12 protein-coding genes and 1 pseudogene are annotated in these 15,340 nt (G+C 74.9%); 9 read left to right on the forward strand and 4 right to left on the reverse strand.

The window, feature by feature from the left end; translation table 11 throughout:
* Nucleotides 1–48: 48 nt before the first annotated feature.
* On the forward strand, nucleotides 49–2,409 hold the full coding sequence (locus ACFQH9_RS16860; protein WP_379567084.1) for a RelA/SpoT family protein: 2,361 nt from the start codon (nucleotides 49–51) through the stop codon (nucleotides 2,407–2,409).
* Nucleotides 2,410–2,484: 75 nt separating this feature from the next.
* Here ACFQH9_RS16860 and ACFQH9_RS16865 read toward each other — a convergent pair whose 3' ends face one another.
* Entirely contained in the window at nucleotides 2,485–3,297 is an 813-nt protein-coding gene (locus ACFQH9_RS16865; RefSeq protein WP_379567085.1) for a peptidylprolyl isomerase, read from the reverse strand.
* A gap of 93 nt (nucleotides 3,298–3,390) precedes the next feature.
* Here ACFQH9_RS16865 and ACFQH9_RS16870 point away from each other — a divergent pair, with 93 nt between their 5' ends.
* The 3 genes and pseudogenes from ACFQH9_RS16870 to ACFQH9_RS16880 all read left to right on the forward strand — a co-directional run.
* Complete coding sequence (locus tag ACFQH9_RS16870) at nucleotides 3,391–4,101, forward strand: MBL fold metallo-hydrolase (RefSeq protein WP_379567086.1); 711 nt, start codon at nucleotides 3,391–3,393, stop codon at nucleotides 4,099–4,101.
* Nucleotides 4,102–4,106: 5 nt separating this feature from the next.
* Nucleotides 4,107–5,387, forward strand: coding sequence for a histidine--tRNA ligase (hisS, locus tag ACFQH9_RS16875; RefSeq protein ID WP_379567150.1), 1,281 nt, complete (start codon nucleotides 4,107–4,109; stop codon nucleotides 5,385–5,387).
* A 163-nt stretch (nucleotides 5,388–5,550) separates the two neighbouring features.
* Nucleotides 5,551–5,910, forward strand: a pseudogene (locus ACFQH9_RS16880) (class I SAM-dependent methyltransferase); the annotation flags it as partial.
* Nucleotides 5,911–5,914: 4 nt separating this feature from the next.
* Here ACFQH9_RS16880 and ACFQH9_RS16885 read toward each other — a convergent pair.
* The 3 genes from ACFQH9_RS16885 to ACFQH9_RS16895 form a co-directional block, all read right to left on the reverse strand.
* On the reverse strand, nucleotides 5,915–7,405 hold the full coding sequence (locus ACFQH9_RS16885) for a YibE/F family protein (protein ID WP_379567087.1): 1,491 nt from the start codon (nucleotides 7,403–7,405) through the stop codon (nucleotides 5,915–5,917).
* Nucleotides 7,406–7,567: 162 nt separating this feature from the next.
* Nucleotides 7,568–9,064 (reverse strand): GntT/GntP/DsdX family permease, encoded by a 1,497-nt coding sequence (locus ACFQH9_RS16890; protein WP_379567088.1) that lies wholly within the window; start codon nucleotides 9,062–9,064, stop codon nucleotides 7,568–7,570.
* On the reverse strand, nucleotides 9,061–9,585 hold the full coding sequence (locus ACFQH9_RS16895) for a gluconokinase (RefSeq protein ID WP_379567089.1): 525 nt from the start codon (nucleotides 9,583–9,585) through the stop codon (nucleotides 9,061–9,063). The genes ACFQH9_RS16890 and ACFQH9_RS16895 overlap by 4 nt, the downstream gene beginning before the upstream one ends.
* A gap of 85 nt (nucleotides 9,586–9,670) precedes the next feature.
* Here ACFQH9_RS16895 and ACFQH9_RS16900 point away from each other — a divergent pair, with 85 nt between their 5' ends.
* The 5 genes from ACFQH9_RS16900 (at nucleotide 9,671) to ACFQH9_RS16920 (ending at nucleotide 15,335) form a co-directional block, all read left to right on the forward strand.
* The gene (locus ACFQH9_RS16900) at nucleotides 9,671–10,750 is read left to right on the forward strand and encodes an Rv2578c family radical SAM protein (protein ID WP_379567090.1); all 1,080 of its coding nucleotides are present in this window, start codon (nucleotides 9,671–9,673) and stop codon (nucleotides 10,748–10,750) included.
* 79 nt (nucleotides 10,751–10,829) lie between these two features.
* Nucleotides 10,830–12,662, forward strand: a complete 1,833-nt coding sequence (gene aspS / locus ACFQH9_RS16905; RefSeq protein ID WP_379567091.1) for an aspartate--tRNA ligase — start codon at nucleotides 10,830–10,832, stop codon at nucleotides 12,660–12,662.
* A 257-nt stretch (nucleotides 12,663–12,919) separates the two neighbouring features.
* Nucleotides 12,920–13,156, forward strand: coding sequence for a DUF389 domain-containing protein (locus tag ACFQH9_RS16910; RefSeq protein WP_379567092.1), 237 nt, complete (start codon nucleotides 12,920–12,922; stop codon nucleotides 13,154–13,156).
* Nucleotides 13,157–13,167: 11 nt separating this feature from the next.
* Entirely contained in the window at nucleotides 13,168–14,376 is a 1,209-nt protein-coding gene (locus tag ACFQH9_RS16915; RefSeq protein WP_379567093.1) for a hypothetical protein, read from the forward strand.
* Nucleotides 14,377–14,498: 122 nt separating this feature from the next.
* Entirely contained in the window at nucleotides 14,499–15,335 is an 837-nt protein-coding gene (locus ACFQH9_RS16920) for a GDSL-type esterase/lipase family protein (RefSeq protein ID WP_379567094.1), read from the forward strand.
* Nucleotides 15,336–15,340 lie beyond the last annotated feature (5 nt).

Genomic DNA, 15,340 nt, shown 5'->3' on the forward strand with positions numbered 1-15,340 from the left:
CCGGAGGGTTATCCTTCGGTAGGTGGTGACAGGAGCGGAGCAGGCCCGGTGACGGACGTCCAGCAGAACGCGCCCGCACCCGCGGAGGCGCCCGTCGGCGCCGCGCGGACCGCCGTCCAGAACCCCGCCCAGGATCCGGCCCGCCCCTCGGCCACGCGCCGGGTCCGGGCCCGGATCGCCCGGCGGATGACCCCGCAGCGGGTGGCCATCGTCAAGCCCGTCCTGGAGCCGCTGGCGAGCGTGCACCGGGCGCTGCACCCCAAGGCCGACCTGGTGCTGCTGCAGCGCGCGTACGACGTCGCGGAGGAGAAGCACGCCGGGCAGAAGCGCAAGTCGGGGGACCCGTACATCACCCACCCGCTGGCCGTGGCCACGATCCTCGCCGAGCTCGGCATGGACACCACCACGCTGGTCGCGGCGCTGCTGCACGACACCGTCGAGGACACCGACTACTCGCTCGAGCGGCTCAGCACGGACTTCGGCGAGGAGGTCGCACACCTCGTCGACGGCGTCACCAAGCTGGACAAGGTCGAGTTCGGCACGGCCGCGGAGGCCGAGACCATCCGCAAGATGGTCGTCGCGATGGCCCGCGACCCCCGGGTGCTGGTGATCAAGCTGTCGGACCGGCTGCACAACATGCGCACCATGCGCTTCCTGCCGCCGGAGAAGCAGGCCAAGAAGGCGCGCGAGACCCTCGAGGTCATGGCGCCGCTGGCACACCGGCTGGGCATGGCGACGATCAAGTGGGAGCTGGAGGACCTGTCCTTCGCGATCCTGCACCCGAAGAAGTACGAGGAGATCGTCCGGCTGGTCGCCACCCGTGCGCCCTCCCGGGACACCTACCTCAAGCAGGTCATCGACGAGGTGTCGCGGCAGCTGGAGGCCGCGCGGGTCAACGGCACGGTCGAGGGCAGGCCCAAGCACTACTACTCGATCTACCGCAAGATGATCGTCAAGGGCCGCGAGTTCGACGACATCCACGACCTGGTCGGCGTGCGCGTGCTGGTCGACGAGGTGCGGGACTGCTACGCCGCGATGGGCATGGTCCACGCGCTGTGGCAGCCGATGCCCGGCCGCTTCAAGGACTACATCGCCCAGCCGCGGTTCGGCGTGTACCAGTCGCTGCACACCACCGTGATCGGGCCGGACGGCAAGCCGCTCGAGGTGCAGATCCGCACGCACGAGATGCATCGCACCGCCGAGTACGGCATCGCCGCGCACTGGCGCTACAAGGAGACCCGGGGGCACAACAACACCGGCTCCACCGTCGAGATCGACGAGATGTCCTGGATGCGGCAGCTGCTCGACTGGCAGCGCGAGGCCGCGGACCCCGGGGACTTCCTGGAGTCGCTGCGCTACGACCTCGCCGCGAAGGAGCTGTTCGTCTTCACCCCCAAGGGCGACGTGGTGACGCTGCCGGTCGGGTCCACCCCGGTCGACTTCGCCTACGCCGTGCACACCGAGGTCGGCAACCGCTGCATCGGCTCCCGGGTCAACGGCCGGCTGGTCGCGCTGGAGCGCACGCTGGAGTCCGGCGACGTCGTCGAGATCTTCACGTCGAAGGCCGAGGGCGCCGGGCCCAGTCGGGACTGGCTGGGCTTCGTCAAGTCGCCGCGGGCCAAGAACAAGATCAAGCAGTGGTTCGCCAAGGAGCGCCGCGAGGAGGCCATCGAGGAGGGCAAGGAGGCGATCACGCGGGAGGCCCGCCGCACGGGCATGCCGCTGCAGCGCCTGGTGTCCGCCGACGCGATGGCCGCACTGTCCCGGGAGATGCACTACCCCGAGATCTCCGCGCTGTACGCGGCGATCGGCGAGGGGCAGGCCAGCGCCCGGCACGTCGTGCAGCGGCTGGTCGCGCTGCTCGGCGGGATGGAGGACGCCGAGGAGGAGCTCGCGGAGCGGGCCACCCCGTCGACCGTGCGGGTGCGGCGGCCCTCCGGCGACGCCGGGGTGGTGCTGACCGGCGAGGACGGCAAGCAGCTGGGCGACGTCTACTGCAAGCTCGCCCGCTGCTGCACGCCCGTGCCCGGCGACGAGATCCTCGGGTTCGTCACCCGCGGCGGCGCCGTCTCGGTGCACCGCACGGACTGCACGAACGCCGCGGACCTCAAGGCCCGCAGCGAGCGGCTGGTCGACGTGGCGTGGTCGGTGTCGCCGGCGTCGGTGTTCCTGGTGGCGATCCAGGTCGAGGCGCTCGACCGGCACCGCCTGCTGTCGGACGTCACCAAGGTGCTGGCGGACGAGAAGGTCAACATCCTCTCGGCGTCGGTCACCACCTCGCGGGACCGGGTGGCCGTGTCGCGCTTCTCCTTCGAGATGGGCGACCCGAAGCACCTCGGCCACGTGCTGCACGCCGTGCGCAACGTGGAGGGCGTCTACGACGTCTACCGGGTCACCAGCGCGAGCTGAGCCCGCCGCACCGAGAAGGGGGCGAGGGCCCCGCCGGAGGTCCGGCGGAGCCCTCAGCTCCCGGTGATCAAGCGGTCAGGCCGCGACCGTGGCGGTCTGGATGGTGACCGGGGTCTTCGGCTTGCCGTCGCCCGGGCCGTTGCTGTCGTCCGTGCCCGCGGCGGCGACCTTGTCGATCGTGGCCAGGCCGGCCTCGTCGATCGTGCCGAACACGGTGTAGTCCGGCGGCAGCGTCGAGTCGGCGTAGACCAGGAAGAACTGGCTGCCGCCCGAGTTCGGGGCCGAGGTCTTGGCCATCGCGACCGTGCCGCGCGGGTAGATCACCGCGCCGCTCTGGCCGGCGGGCGCGAGGTTCGCGGGCGGCTCGTCGGCGATCGTGTAGCCGGGGCCGCCGGTGCCCTGGCCGCTCGGGTCGCCGCACTGCAGGACCTTGAGGCCCTCGCTCGTGGTGAGCCGGTGGCAGGGCGTGTCGTTGAAGTAGCCCTGGCTCGCCAGCGAGGTGAAGCTGTTCACGGTGCAGGGGGCCTCGGCCCGGTCCAGCGTGAGCCCGATCGCGCCCGCCGAGGTCGTCAGCGAGACCGGGACGGTGCCCTGGTTGCTCACCGCGTCCGCCTGCGGCGGGTTCGCCGGCTTCGCCGCGGCGCCGTCGGCCGGGTACTGGCAGTTCACGGTGCCGGGCGGGGCGGCGGCCTGGGCCGCCGGCTGCGCCGGGTCGGACTTCCAGGGGGCGGTGGTGAGCAGCACCACGGCGACGACCACGACCACCACGGCCGCGGCGGAGCTGATCACGGCGACCCGCTTCTGCCGGCGGGCCCGTTCGGCCCGCCGCGCCTGCTGATTGGCCAGCTTGCGCTTGGCCGCCTCCCGCCGCATCTGGTTCGTGGCCACGGTGTGCGTCGTCCTCCCGGTCGTTCCGATCGCGGGGGGAGGGTATCGACCGTTCCTGAGAGGCCCGTGTGCAGGCACGTCTAGGCTGGTCCGGTGCTCGTCGCAGGATTCCCCGCAGGAGCGTTCCAGACCAACTGCTACGTCGTCGCCCGGGAGGCGGGCGAGGCGTGCGTGGTCGTCGACCCCGGGCAGGACGCCGTCGAACCGCTGGAGGCCGTGCTCGCCGAGCACCGGCTCACCCCGGTCGCGGTGCTGCTGACCCACGGTCACTTCGACCACACCTTCAGCGTCCAGCCGGTGTGCGACGGCTCGGACATCCCGGCGTGGATCCATCCCGACGACCGCGAGCTGCTCGCCGACCCGATGAAGGGCATCTCCTCGGAGTCCGCCGCGTTCTTCGGCGGCCGGCTGGAGCTGCGGGAGCCGCGCGAGGTCCGCACGCTGACCGACCGGGGCGACCTGGAGCTCGCGGGAATGCGGCTGCGGGTCGACCACACGCCCGGCCACACTCCCGGGTCGGTGGTGTTCACGACGGAGACGGAGGACGGGACCGAGGTGATCCTCGCGGGCGACACGCTCTTCGCGGGCTCGATCGGGCGGACGGACCTGCCCGGCGGCTCGCACCGCCGGTTGCTGGAGAGCATCCGGGACCGGCTGCTCGGCCGGCCCGACTCCGGCGTCGTCCTGCCCGGCCACGGCCCGACGACGACGGTGGGCCGGGAGCGGACGTCCAACCCGTTCCTGCAGGGCCTCACCGATGCCCCGGCGGGCACCGCCGCCCCGGCCCCGGGGCGTGGGCTGTGAGCGCCGTGCAGGACAGCACCCCGCGCGCCACCGCGTTCGCGGCGCCCAAGGGCATCCCGGAGTACTACCCGCCGGAGTCCGCCGGGTTCGTGCACGTGCGGGACACGCTGTCCGGGGCGGCCGAGCGGGCCGGGTACGGGTACGTCGAGCTGCCGGTCTTCGAGGACACGGCGCTGTTCGCGCGCGGCGTCGGCGAGTCGACCGACGTGGTGAGCAAGGAGATGTACACCTTCGCCGACCGCGGCGACCGGTCCGTGACGCTGCGGCCGGAGGGCACCGCGGGTGTGGTCCGCTCGGTGATCGAGCACAACCTCGACCGCGCCGGGCTGCCGGTGAAGCTGCGCTACGCCGGCCCGTTCTTCCGCTACGAGCGGCCGCAGGCCGGCCGGTACCGGCAGCTGCAGCAGGTCGGCGTGGAGGCCGTCGGCATCGACGACCCGGCGCTCTACGCCGAGGCCGCCGTCGTCGCCGACGAGGGGTTCAAGGCGCTCGGGCTCACCGGCTACCGGCTGGAGCTGACCTCGCTCGGGGATGCCGAGTGCCGGCCCGCCTACCGCGAGCGGCTGCAGGAGTTCCTGGCCGGGCTGGACCTCGACGAGCCGACGCGGGCCCGGGCCCGGCTCAACCCGCTGCGGGTGCTCGACGACAAGCGGCCCGAGGTGCGCAGGCAGCTCGAGGGCGCGCCGCTGCTGCTCGACCACCTGTCCGAGGCCTCGGCCGAGCACCACGCCGCCGTGCTCGCGCACCTCGACGACCTCGGTGTGGCGTACACGATCAACCCGCGGATGGTGCGCGGGCTGGACTACTACACCAAGACGACCTTCGAGTTCGTGCACGACGGGCTGGGTGCCCAGTCCGGGATCGGCGGCGGCGGCCGCTACGACGGCCTGATGGAGACCCTCGGCGGGCAGCCGCTGTCCGGCGTCGGGTTCGGCATCGGCGTGGACCGCACCCTGCTGGCCTGCCGCGCGGAGGGTGTGCAGCCCTGGTCGGAGGCCCGCGCGGAGGTGTTCGGCGTGCCGTTGGGCGACACGGCCCGGCGCCGGCTCGTCGTGATCGCCGCCGAGCTGCGCAGGGCCGGGGTGCGGGTGGACCTGGCCTACGGCGGGCGCGGCCTCAAGGGGGCGATGAAGTCCGCGGACCGCTCGGGCGCCCGGTACGCGCTGGTGCTGGGCGAGCGGGACCTCGAGGCGGGCACGGTCGGGGTCAAGGACCTGGCCTCGGGCGACCAGCGTGAGGTGCCGCTGGACTCCGTGGTCACGGAGCTCGTCGCGAAGCTGGCCTGATGCCCGCACGAACCGCTTTCTCGCTCACCAGGTACGAGCGGGGGCGCCGTTCGTTCGTCCGGTGTGAGCGAGAGTGCCGTCGGCTCCGCGGGGGGCGGGATTGAGCGGGGCGGACCGGGAGCGGTGGGACGCCCGGCACGCCGCGGTGGGGCCGGGCACGCCGATGCCGCCGGACGGGCTGCGGGGCCGGCTCGCGCTCCTGCCGGGCGGGGCCGAGCCGGGGGACCGGCGCGGCCTGCCCGCGGGTGGGCGGGCGCTCGACGTCGCCTGCGGGCGCGGCGCGGTGGCGGTGTGGCTGGCGCAGCGGGGCTTCGCGGTCGACGCCGTGGACGTCTCGGGGGTCGGCCTCGCGTCGACCCGGGCGCTGGCCGCCGGCGAGGGGACCGCGGTCCACGTCGTGGAGGCCGACCTCGACGCCGGGCTGCCGGTCACCGGGCCGTACGACCTGGTCGTCTGCCAGCGCTACCGCGCGCCCGCGCTCTACCCGGCGCTGGCGGCCGCGCTCGCGCCCGGCGGGCTGCTCGTGCTCACCGTGCTGTCCGAGGTCGGCGACGAGGGCGGCCGCTTCCGGGCCGCGCCGGGGGAGCTGGCGCAGGCGTTCCCGCAGCTCCAGACGCTCGACCACCGGGAGGGTGGCGGCGAGGCGACGCTGCTGGCCCGCCGGCCCTGAGGCGCGACCGTGGCCGACCCGGTGCCTCGCGGCTGGCGACCAGGGCGGCCAGCCCGGTCGTGATCGGCACCGATGCGACCAGCCCGATGCTGCCGACGAGCGTGCGGACGATCTCGGTCGCCACGTCCTGCGAGGTCAGCACCTCGCCCGGGCCGCGGCCGGCCACCGTGAACAGCAGCATCAGCGGCAGGGACGCGCCCGCGTAGGCGAGCACCAGGGTGTTGACCGCGGACGACACGTGGTCCCGCCCGATCCGCATCCCGGCGGCGAACAACGCGCGGGCGCCCAGGGCGGGGTTGGCCGCCCGCAGCTCCCAGACGGCGCTGGTCTGGGTGACCGTGACGTCGTCGAGCACGCCGAGCGCGCCGATCACGATCCCGGCGAGCAGCAGGCCGCGGGCGTCGACGGGCGCGCCGAGCGTGGCGATGAGGCTGGCCGTGGTGTCGTCGAGCCCGGTGAGCCGGGTGAGCGCCGAGAACACCGCGCTGAGCAGCGCGATCAGCGCCAGGGACGCCAGGGTGCCGAGCACCGCGGCCGAGGTCCGCGCCGAGAGCCCGTGGGTGAGGTAGAGGACCACGAACATGATCAGGCAGGCACCGACCACGGCCACCCACACCGGGTCGGCCCCGCCGAGGATCGCCGGCAGCACGAACAGCACCAGCACGACCAGGCTCATGCCCAGCGCGACCAGCGCGGCCAGCCCGCGCCACCGGCCCAGCAGCAGCACGGCCAGCGCGAACGCGACCGCCAGCGCGACCAGCGGGCCCGACCGCTGGAAGTCGACGACCTGGTAGGAGCCGGGGTCGGTCGCCGCACCGCCCGAGTACGCGACCCGGACCCGGTCGCCGACCGCGAACCGCGGGGTCGAGGGCTCGACCGGGACGATCTGCACGAGGTCCCGGCCCGGCAGCGGTCCGCCGTCCATCCGCAGGGTCAGGCCGGCGCAGCCGCCGTCGCCGGAGCCGGGGGAGCAGTCGGCGGCCGCGCCCGCCACCACCTCGGCGTCGAACACCTGCTGGCCGGGCTGGGTGCTGCCGGGCAGCGGACCGCTCGGCCACAGCAGCACCAGCCCGACGAGGGTGGCCAGGGCGCAGGGCACCAGCAGGCCGACGAGCAGCATCCGGACGCGGCGGCCGGCGGGGGTGGCGGGCCCGTGCCCGTGGCCGTGCCCGGCCTCGTGCCCGTGACCCTGAACGTGACCCTGAACGTCAGCCTGCCCGTGACCCCGGCCGGGCCCCTGGTCCGGGCCCCGCTCGGCGTCCGGCACGCGCTGCGGGGCCGAGGGCACGACCCCGGCCGGCACGGGTGCGAGCGGGGTGGTGCGCTCGGCGTCCGTCTCCGGTGGCACCGTGGCCGCGAGAGGTGCGCGAGCCGGGACACCGACGGGGGCAGGCACCGGGCGGACGGGGGCGCGGTGCCGCCCGCTGTCGGAGGTCCGGTCGCGGGGAGCCACTCCGGCATCCTCACGGGTCGGCCCACGCGCCCCGCACCCGGCCCGCGCAGGAGGGTCCTAGACGAACACCGAGACCAGCAGCACCAGCAGCAGCCCGACGACCGAGATGATCGTCTCCATCACCGACCAGCTCTTGATCGTCTGCCCGACCGTGAGCCCGAAGTACTCCTTGACCAACCAGAACCCGGCGTCGTTGACGTGCGAGAAGAACAGCGACCCGGCGCCGACGGCGAGGGCGAGCAGCGCCACCGTGGCCGCCGGCAGCCCGGCCGCCAGGGGCGCGACGATCCCCGCCGCGGTGATGGTCGCGACCGTGGCCGAACCCGTCGCCACCCGGATCGCGACGGCGACCAGCCAGCCCAGGATCAGCGGCGAGAGCGACGCCGCGCCCGCCCACTGCCCGATGAGGGTGCCGACGCCCGCGTCGACCAGCGTCTGCTTGAACCCGCCGCCCGCGCCGACGATCAACAGGATCCCGGCGATCGCGGGCAGCGCGCCGCCGACGGAGTCGGTCAGCCCGCGGCGGCCCATTCCGGAGGGCAGGCCGAGGGCGAGCATGGCGACCACGACGCCGACGAGCAGCGCCACGACGGGCTCGCCCAGGACCTCCAGCGCGGCGCGCACGGGGTTGCCGTCGGGCAGCGCGATCTCGGCGATCGCGCGGATCAGCATGAGGACGACCGGGGTGAGCATCACCGCGACCGCGGCGCCCACGCGGACCGGTCGCCGCCGCGTCCGTTCGGGGGCCGCCACGCGGGTCGTGCCGGCCCCCGCATCGGTCGCACCGGACCCACCGGACGGACCGGCGGGGCCGCCGTCGTCGTCCCGGTTCCCGCCGGCGCCGCCGGCCACCGCTGCGGTCCCGCCCTCGGTGGACGGGGGCAGCGGGACCCAGCGGGCGGCGAGCCGGCCGAACAGCGGCCCCGCCACGATCACGGTCGGGATCGCGATCAGGAGCCCGAAGAGCAGGGTCAGACCCAGGTCGGCGCCGAGGGCGTCGATCGCGACCAGCGGCCCCGGGTGCGGCGGGACCAGCCCGTGCAGCACCGACAGGCCGGCGAGCGCCGGGATGCCGATCGCGATCACGGAGCTGCGGGTCCGCGCGGCCACCAGCACCACGACCGGCACCAGCAGCACCACGCCGACCTCGAAGAACAGCGGAATGCCGATCAGCGCGGCCACGCCCGCGAGCGCCCACGGCATGCCGCGCGGGCCGACCCGCCGCGTCACCGCCTCGACCACGCGGTCCGCGCCGCCGGAGTCCCGCAGCAACCCGCCGATCATGGCGCCGAGCGCGATCAGCACGCCGACCGAGCCGACGGTGGACCCGACGCCCTTGGTGAAGCTCTCGATCGTCTTGTCCGCCCCGAGCCCGCCGACGATCCCGAGCACCGCGGCACCGGCGATCAGCGCCAGGAACGGGTGGACGTGCAGCCAGGTGATGAGCAGGACGATCGCCACGATGCCGAGGAGGGCGGCGACGACGAGTTGCGTGCCCCCGGCGGCGGGGGCCGTCTCCTGGGACTGGGCGAGGGAGAGCGCGAGTGCGGTCATGCGGCACCTCCGGTGGGGGTCAGCTCGGTGAGCACCCGGTCGACGACGGCGCCCGGATCGCCCTCGCCGCTGACGGTGATACCCGGTTCGTCGGGCTCCAACGGCTCGAGCGTGTCGAGCTGGCTCTGCAGCAGGGAGGCGGGCATGTAGTGCCCGCGGCGGGTGGCGAGCCGGCCCGCGATGGCCCCCGGCGCGGCCTGCAGGTGCACGAACCGGACGGACGGGTGCCCGTCGCGCAGCACGTCCCGGTAGCGGCGGCGCAGCGCGGAACAGGTGACCACCGCGTCGCGGCCGGCCGCCTCCTGCTCGCCGATCCACCCGGCGACCAGACGCAGCCACGGCCACCGGTCGTCGTCCGTCAGCGGGTGGCCGGCCGCCATCTTCCGCCGGTTGGGCTCGGGGTGCAGGTCGTCGCCCTCCGCGAACGGCCAGCCGGTGCGCCGCACGAGCTCGGCGGCGACGGTCGACTTGCCGACCCCCGACACCCCCATCACCACCAGCGTCGTCGTCTTCCCGTTCATGGGGGCAGGGTCGCGGACGCCGGCGGGTTCCGCCGGACGAGCGCCGGAACTTGCGCAAGTCTCGAACATGTGTTCGACTCTACTGGTGCGGTGGAGCGGGCAGCAGGTCCTGGCGGACGGGGTGGGCGGGGCCACGGCCCTGCCCGGCCTGCGGGGCCTGCTGCGCTCGGTCCGCACGCCGGAGTTCGCCGGGACCGTGTTCCACGAGGTCGAGGCGAGGTCCGCGCTGAACCGGGTGCCCGGGAGCTCGCCGATGCCCTTCCGCTGGACGGTGAACCCCTACCGCGGCTGCTCCCATGCGTGCGTCTACTGCTTCGCCCGCAACACCCACACCTACCTCGACCTCGACGCCGGCGCGGACTTCGACTCCCAGATCGTGGTGAAGGTGAACGTCGGGCGGGTGCTGGCGCGGGAGGTCGCGCGCCCGCGCTGGACCCGCGAGCCGGTGGCGATGGGCACCAACACCGATCCCTACCAGCGCGCCGAGGGCCGGTACCGGCTGATGCCGGAGATCGTCCGGGCGCTCGCGGGCTCGGGCACCCCGTTCTCGATCCTCACCAAGGGCACCGTGCTCGGCCGTGACCTGCCGGACCTCGCGGCCGCCGCGCGGGAGGTGCCCGTCGGGCTGGGGGTCTCGCTCGCCCTCGCCGACCGCGAGCTGCAGGCCCGGCTCGAGCCGGGCACGCCGTCCCCGCAGGCCCGGCTCGACCTGGTGAGGCGGATCGCCGACGCCGGGCTGGACTGCGGCGTGATGGTCGCGCCGGTGCTCCCGCTGCTCACCGACTCCGTGGAAGCGCTCGACACGCTGCTCGAGCGGGTGCGGGCGGCGGGCGCGTCGGGGGTGAGCGTGCTGGCACTGCACCTGCGCCCCGGCACGCGGGAGTGGTTCATGGCCTGGCTCGCGCGGGAGTACCCGGCCCTCGTGCCGGCCTACGCGCGGCTCTACCGGCGCGGGGCGTACGTCGACCCCGACTACCGGCGGGCGCTGGCCGAGCGGGTCGGCCCGCTGCTGCGTCGGCACGGGCTCGACCGCAGCTCGGGCGTGCGCCGGACCGGAGGCGACGGGTTCCCGCACGGCCCCGCGGAGGAGGCGGTGCCGACCCGTACCGCGCCGCCGGCCGAGCAGCTCGCCGCGCCCGTCGCCGAGCAGCTCACCCTGCTCTGACACCACCCGGAGGGCGGCCCCTCCGGTGGTGGAAACCTGCTGGCCGGGCCTCGGGGTGGGGCGGATAGCCTTGGCCCCCGTGATGCGAACCCACCCCGTCGGCACCCTGCGTGCCGAGCACGCCGGCCAGACCGTGACCCTCGCCGGATGGGTGGCCCGTCGCCGCGACCACGGCGGCGTGATCTTCGTCGACCTGCGGGACAGCTCGGGCACCGCCCAGATCGTGTTCCGCGAGGGCGAGATGGCCGAGCGCGCGCACCGGCTGCGCGCCGAGTTCTGCCTGCAGGTGACCGGCGAGGTCGTCGCGCGACCCGCGGGCAACGAGAACCCGGAGCTGCCGACCGGCGCCGTCGAGGTCACGGTCACCGACCTCGTCGTGCTGTCGGAGTCCGCGCCGCTGCCCTTCCCGATCGACGAGCACACCGGCGTCGGCGAGGAGGTGCGCCTCCGGTACCGGTACCTCGACCTGCGCCGCCCCGACCCGGCCGCGGCGATCAAGCTGCGCAGCAGGGTGAACCGGGCCGCGCGGACCGTGCTCGACGCGCACGACTTCGTCGAGATCGAGACGCCCACACTGACCCGCTCCACGCCCGAGGGCGCGCGAGACTTCCTGGTGCCGGCGCGGCTCAAGCCCGGCTCCTGGTACGCGCTGCCGCAGAGCCCGCAGCTGTTCAAGCAGCTGCTCATGGTCGGCGGCATGGAGCGCTACTACCAGATCGCGCGCTGCTACCGGGACGAGGACTTCCGCGCCGACCGGCAGCCCGAGTTCACCCAGCTCGACATCGAGATGAGCTTCGTCGAGCAGGACGACGTGATCGCCCTCTCCGAGGAGATCCTCGCGGCGGAGTGGGCGCTGATCGGCTACGAGCTGCCGCGGCCGATTCGCCGGATCAGCTACGCCGAGGCCATGAGCCGCTACGGCTCGGACAAGCCGGACCTGCGCTTCGAGATCGAGCTGACCGAGCTCACCGAGTACTTCGCGAACACCGGCTTCCGGGTCTTCCAGAACCCCTACGTCGGCGCGGTCGTGATGCCCGGCGGCGCGAGCCAGCCGCGCAAGCAGCTCGACGCCTGGCAGGAGTGGGCCAAGCAGCGTGGCGCCCGCGGGCTGGCCTACGTCCTGGTCGACGAGGACGGGACCGTCTCCGAGAAGGGCCCGGTCGTCAAGAACCTGTCGGAGGAGGAGCGGGCCGGCCTGCCCGCCGCCGTGGGGGCGAACCCCGGCGACTGCATCTTCTTCGCCGCCGGCCGGCCGAACGAGGCCCGCGCGCTGCTCGGCGCCGCCCGGGGCGAGATCGCCCGCCGCATCGGGGCGATCGACGAGAACGCCTGGTCCTTCGTCTGGGTCGTCGACTTCCCGCTGTTCGAGGCGGCCGACGAGACGGACGACGTGGCCGTCGGGCACGGCAGGTGGACCGCACTGCACCACGCCTTCACCTCGCCGACCCCGGACTGGATCGACAAGTTCGAGTCCGACCCGGGCAACGCGCTGGCCTACGCCTACGACATCGTCTGCAACGGCAACGAGATCGGCGGCGGGTCCATCCGTATCCACCGGGCGGACGTGCAGAAGCGGGTCTTCGAGATCATGGGCCTGACCGAGGAGGAGGCGCAGGAGAAGTTCGGCTTCCTGCTCGACGCCTTCGCGTTCGGGCCGCCCCCGCACGGCGGCATCGCCTTCGGCTGGGACCGGATCACCGCGCTGCTGGCCGGCGAGGACTCGATCCGCGAGGTCATCGCCTTCCCGAAGACCGGCGGCGGCTACGACCCGCTCACCGCGGCGCCCGCCCCGATCACCCCCGAGCAGCGCAAGGAGGCCGGGGTCGACGCGGTGCCGCCGAAGCCGGCGGTCGCTGCCGCGACCTCCGACCGGAAGGCCGCGGCGCAGGACGCCGAGGGCGGCGGGGCCTGACCCGGGCCGGGTCGTGCTCCACCTGCGCATCCTGTGCCCGGCGGCCAGGACGGCCGACGTCCGGGCGGTGCTGGCGGCGGATCCGGGCGTCGCCCACCTGATCGTCCTGCCGGGCGCGGCGGTGCGCCCGGCGGGCGACGTCCTCGAAGCCGATGTCGCCCGTGAGTGCGCCGACGCCCTGCTCGGTCGGCTGCGCGACCTCGGGCTGGACCACGACGGTGCGGTGACCCTCGAGGTCCTCGACACCGTCCTGAGCGATGCCGCGGACGCGGCCGAGGCGGCCGCGCCGGGTGTTCATCTCGGTCACCACCGTGCCCGCGGCCGCGTTCGCCTCGGTCGCGGCGGTCGAGGGGCGCTGGCGCGAGTCGGGGCTGTCGGCACTGCAGCTGGCGGTGAACCTGGTCGGGATCGTGGTCGCGGCCGCGCTCGTGCTGCTCGTGGCGCGACGCTCCCGACGGCGCAGGGACGCCGGCCGGGCCCTGTCCTCGGGGTAGGGTCGATGACGATGTCACGTGACCTGGCCGACTTCCCCAGGCCCGTGCTCACCGCGTTGGCCGCGGCGGAACGCCTGCTCACCCGGCGGGCCGGGGCCACCGTGGTCCTCGCCGATCCCGAGGACCTCGGCGGCAGCGAACGGTCGGTGGTGGCGCGCGCCCGGGTGGCGCGCAACCCGTTCTCGCTGCCGCGCACCCTCGTCGTGAAGCAGTACGTGGGGGAGCCGGATCCGGCGCGCCCCGATCCCTTCCACTTCGAGGTCGCGAGCTGCCAGCTGTTCACCGCGCTCCCGGCCGACACCCGGCCCAGCCCGGTGCTCATCGCGCACGACCCGTCGACCCGGCTGTTGGTGCTGGAGGACCTGGGCCGCAGCTCCACCCTGGCCGACATGCTCTTCGCGCCCGACCCGGTCGCCGCACAACGCTGCCTGCTGAGCTGGGCCCGGGCGCTCGGCCGGATGCAGGCCGCCACGGCGGGCCGGGAGAACGACTTCGGCGCCCTGCTGCGCCGCCTGGGGGAGAAGGCCCGCCGGGACCCGATCGCGGACGAGGCGCGGGCCGCCTTCGCCGGGGTGCCCGAGATGGTCGCCGGGATCCTGGGCGTGACGGTCAGCGCGGCCGCCGAGACCGAGGCCCGGGAGACCGCGCGGCTGCTGGGCGGGACGCGCTACCGCGCCTTCAGCCCGTCGGACACCTGCCCGGACAACAATCTCGTGACCGGCCGCGGGGTGCGGTTCGTCGACTTCGAGTGGGGCTGCTTCCGGGACGTCGCGCTCGACGCCGCCTACTTCCGCGTCCCCTTCCCGGCCTGCGAGTCCAGCTTCGCGCTGCCCGACGGGATGGCCGACGCCATGCTCGAGGCCTGGCGCAACGAGATCGCCACCGTCTGGCCGGACCTCGACGACCCTGCGTTGCTGCGGGCCCGGCTGCTCGACGCCCAGCTGCTGTGGGTCTGGCTGTGCACCTGGTGGCTGTTGCCGCGGGTCGCCGCGGGCGACACGCGCATCGGCGTCGACCCCGGGCGGTCGCCGCGGATCGGGGCCGCCCTGGCCGACTACTGGCGGCGGCTCGCGAGCGCGGCCGCCGAGGGCGGGCGCCGGCCCGCCACGGTCGAGCTGGCCGAGCGGATGGCGGGCGCCCTGCAGCACCGGTTCGAGGACCCCTCGGACAACGGCGCCGGCCGGCTGCCGGTCTACCCCGCCTTCCGCAGCCGCGTCTGAGCGGCGCCGGAAGGGCCGCAGGAGGGATCTGACGCGGCCCGGGGGCGGGTGTTCGCGGAGCCGTCGGCGACCCGTCACCACGCGCACACCGCCTCGGAGCCCCGCGACCCGATCATGCGCTCGTGTCCGTGCAGAGCGTGCGACCCGTCCGTGCCCTCCCGACCCCCGCGACCCTCCCGCCGCGGACCGTCACCACCCTGGCCACCCTCGGCGACTCGACGGCCGTCGGGCTGGGGGACCCGCTGCCCGGCGGCGGCTGGCGGGGGTTCCCCGTGCTGCTCCGCGACGCCCTCGGCCCCGGCACCCGGCTGCTGAACCCCGCCCGCACCGGCGCCCGGATGGCCGAGGTCCGCGGCGCCCAGCTCGCCGCGGTCCTGCCCGCGCGGCCCGAGGCGGCGGTGATCTGCGCGGGGATGAACGACACCCTGCGCTCGGACTTCGACCCGGCCGGCATCCGCACCGACCTGGCCGCGACCCTGGGGGAGCTCGGCGCGGCCGGCAGCTTCCCGGTGGTCCTGCGCTACCACGACCACACCCGCGTGTTCCGGCTGCCGGGGCGGCTGCGGGCCGCGCTGCGGAACCGGGTGACGGCGCTGAACACGGCGATCGACACGGCGATCGCGGAGGCGACCGCGGACGGGCACGCCATGGGGGTGCTCGACCTGCACCTGCTGCCCGGCGGCTACGAGCGCGCGGCCTGGAGCGTCGACCGGCTGCACCCCTCGGAGCTGGGGCACCGCCTGCTGGCCCGCGCCGCCGGCGACCTGCTCGCGGGCTCGGGTTTCGCGGTGCCCGAGCCCGTGCCGATCGCCTGCGGGGGCGGGCGCGAGATCACCGCGTTCCACCGGGCGGCGTGGATCGTGGTCCGCGGCACGCCCTGGCTGGTGCGCCGCGGGCGGGACCTCGGCCCGGTGATCCTGCACGGCCTGCTCACGGGCGGGCGGGCGCCGGCCGCCTGACCGCC

The organism is Pseudonocardia lutea (assembly GCF_042658055.1).
GTDB lineage: Bacteria > Actinomycetota > Actinomycetes > Mycobacteriales > Pseudonocardiaceae > Pseudonocardia > Pseudonocardia lutea.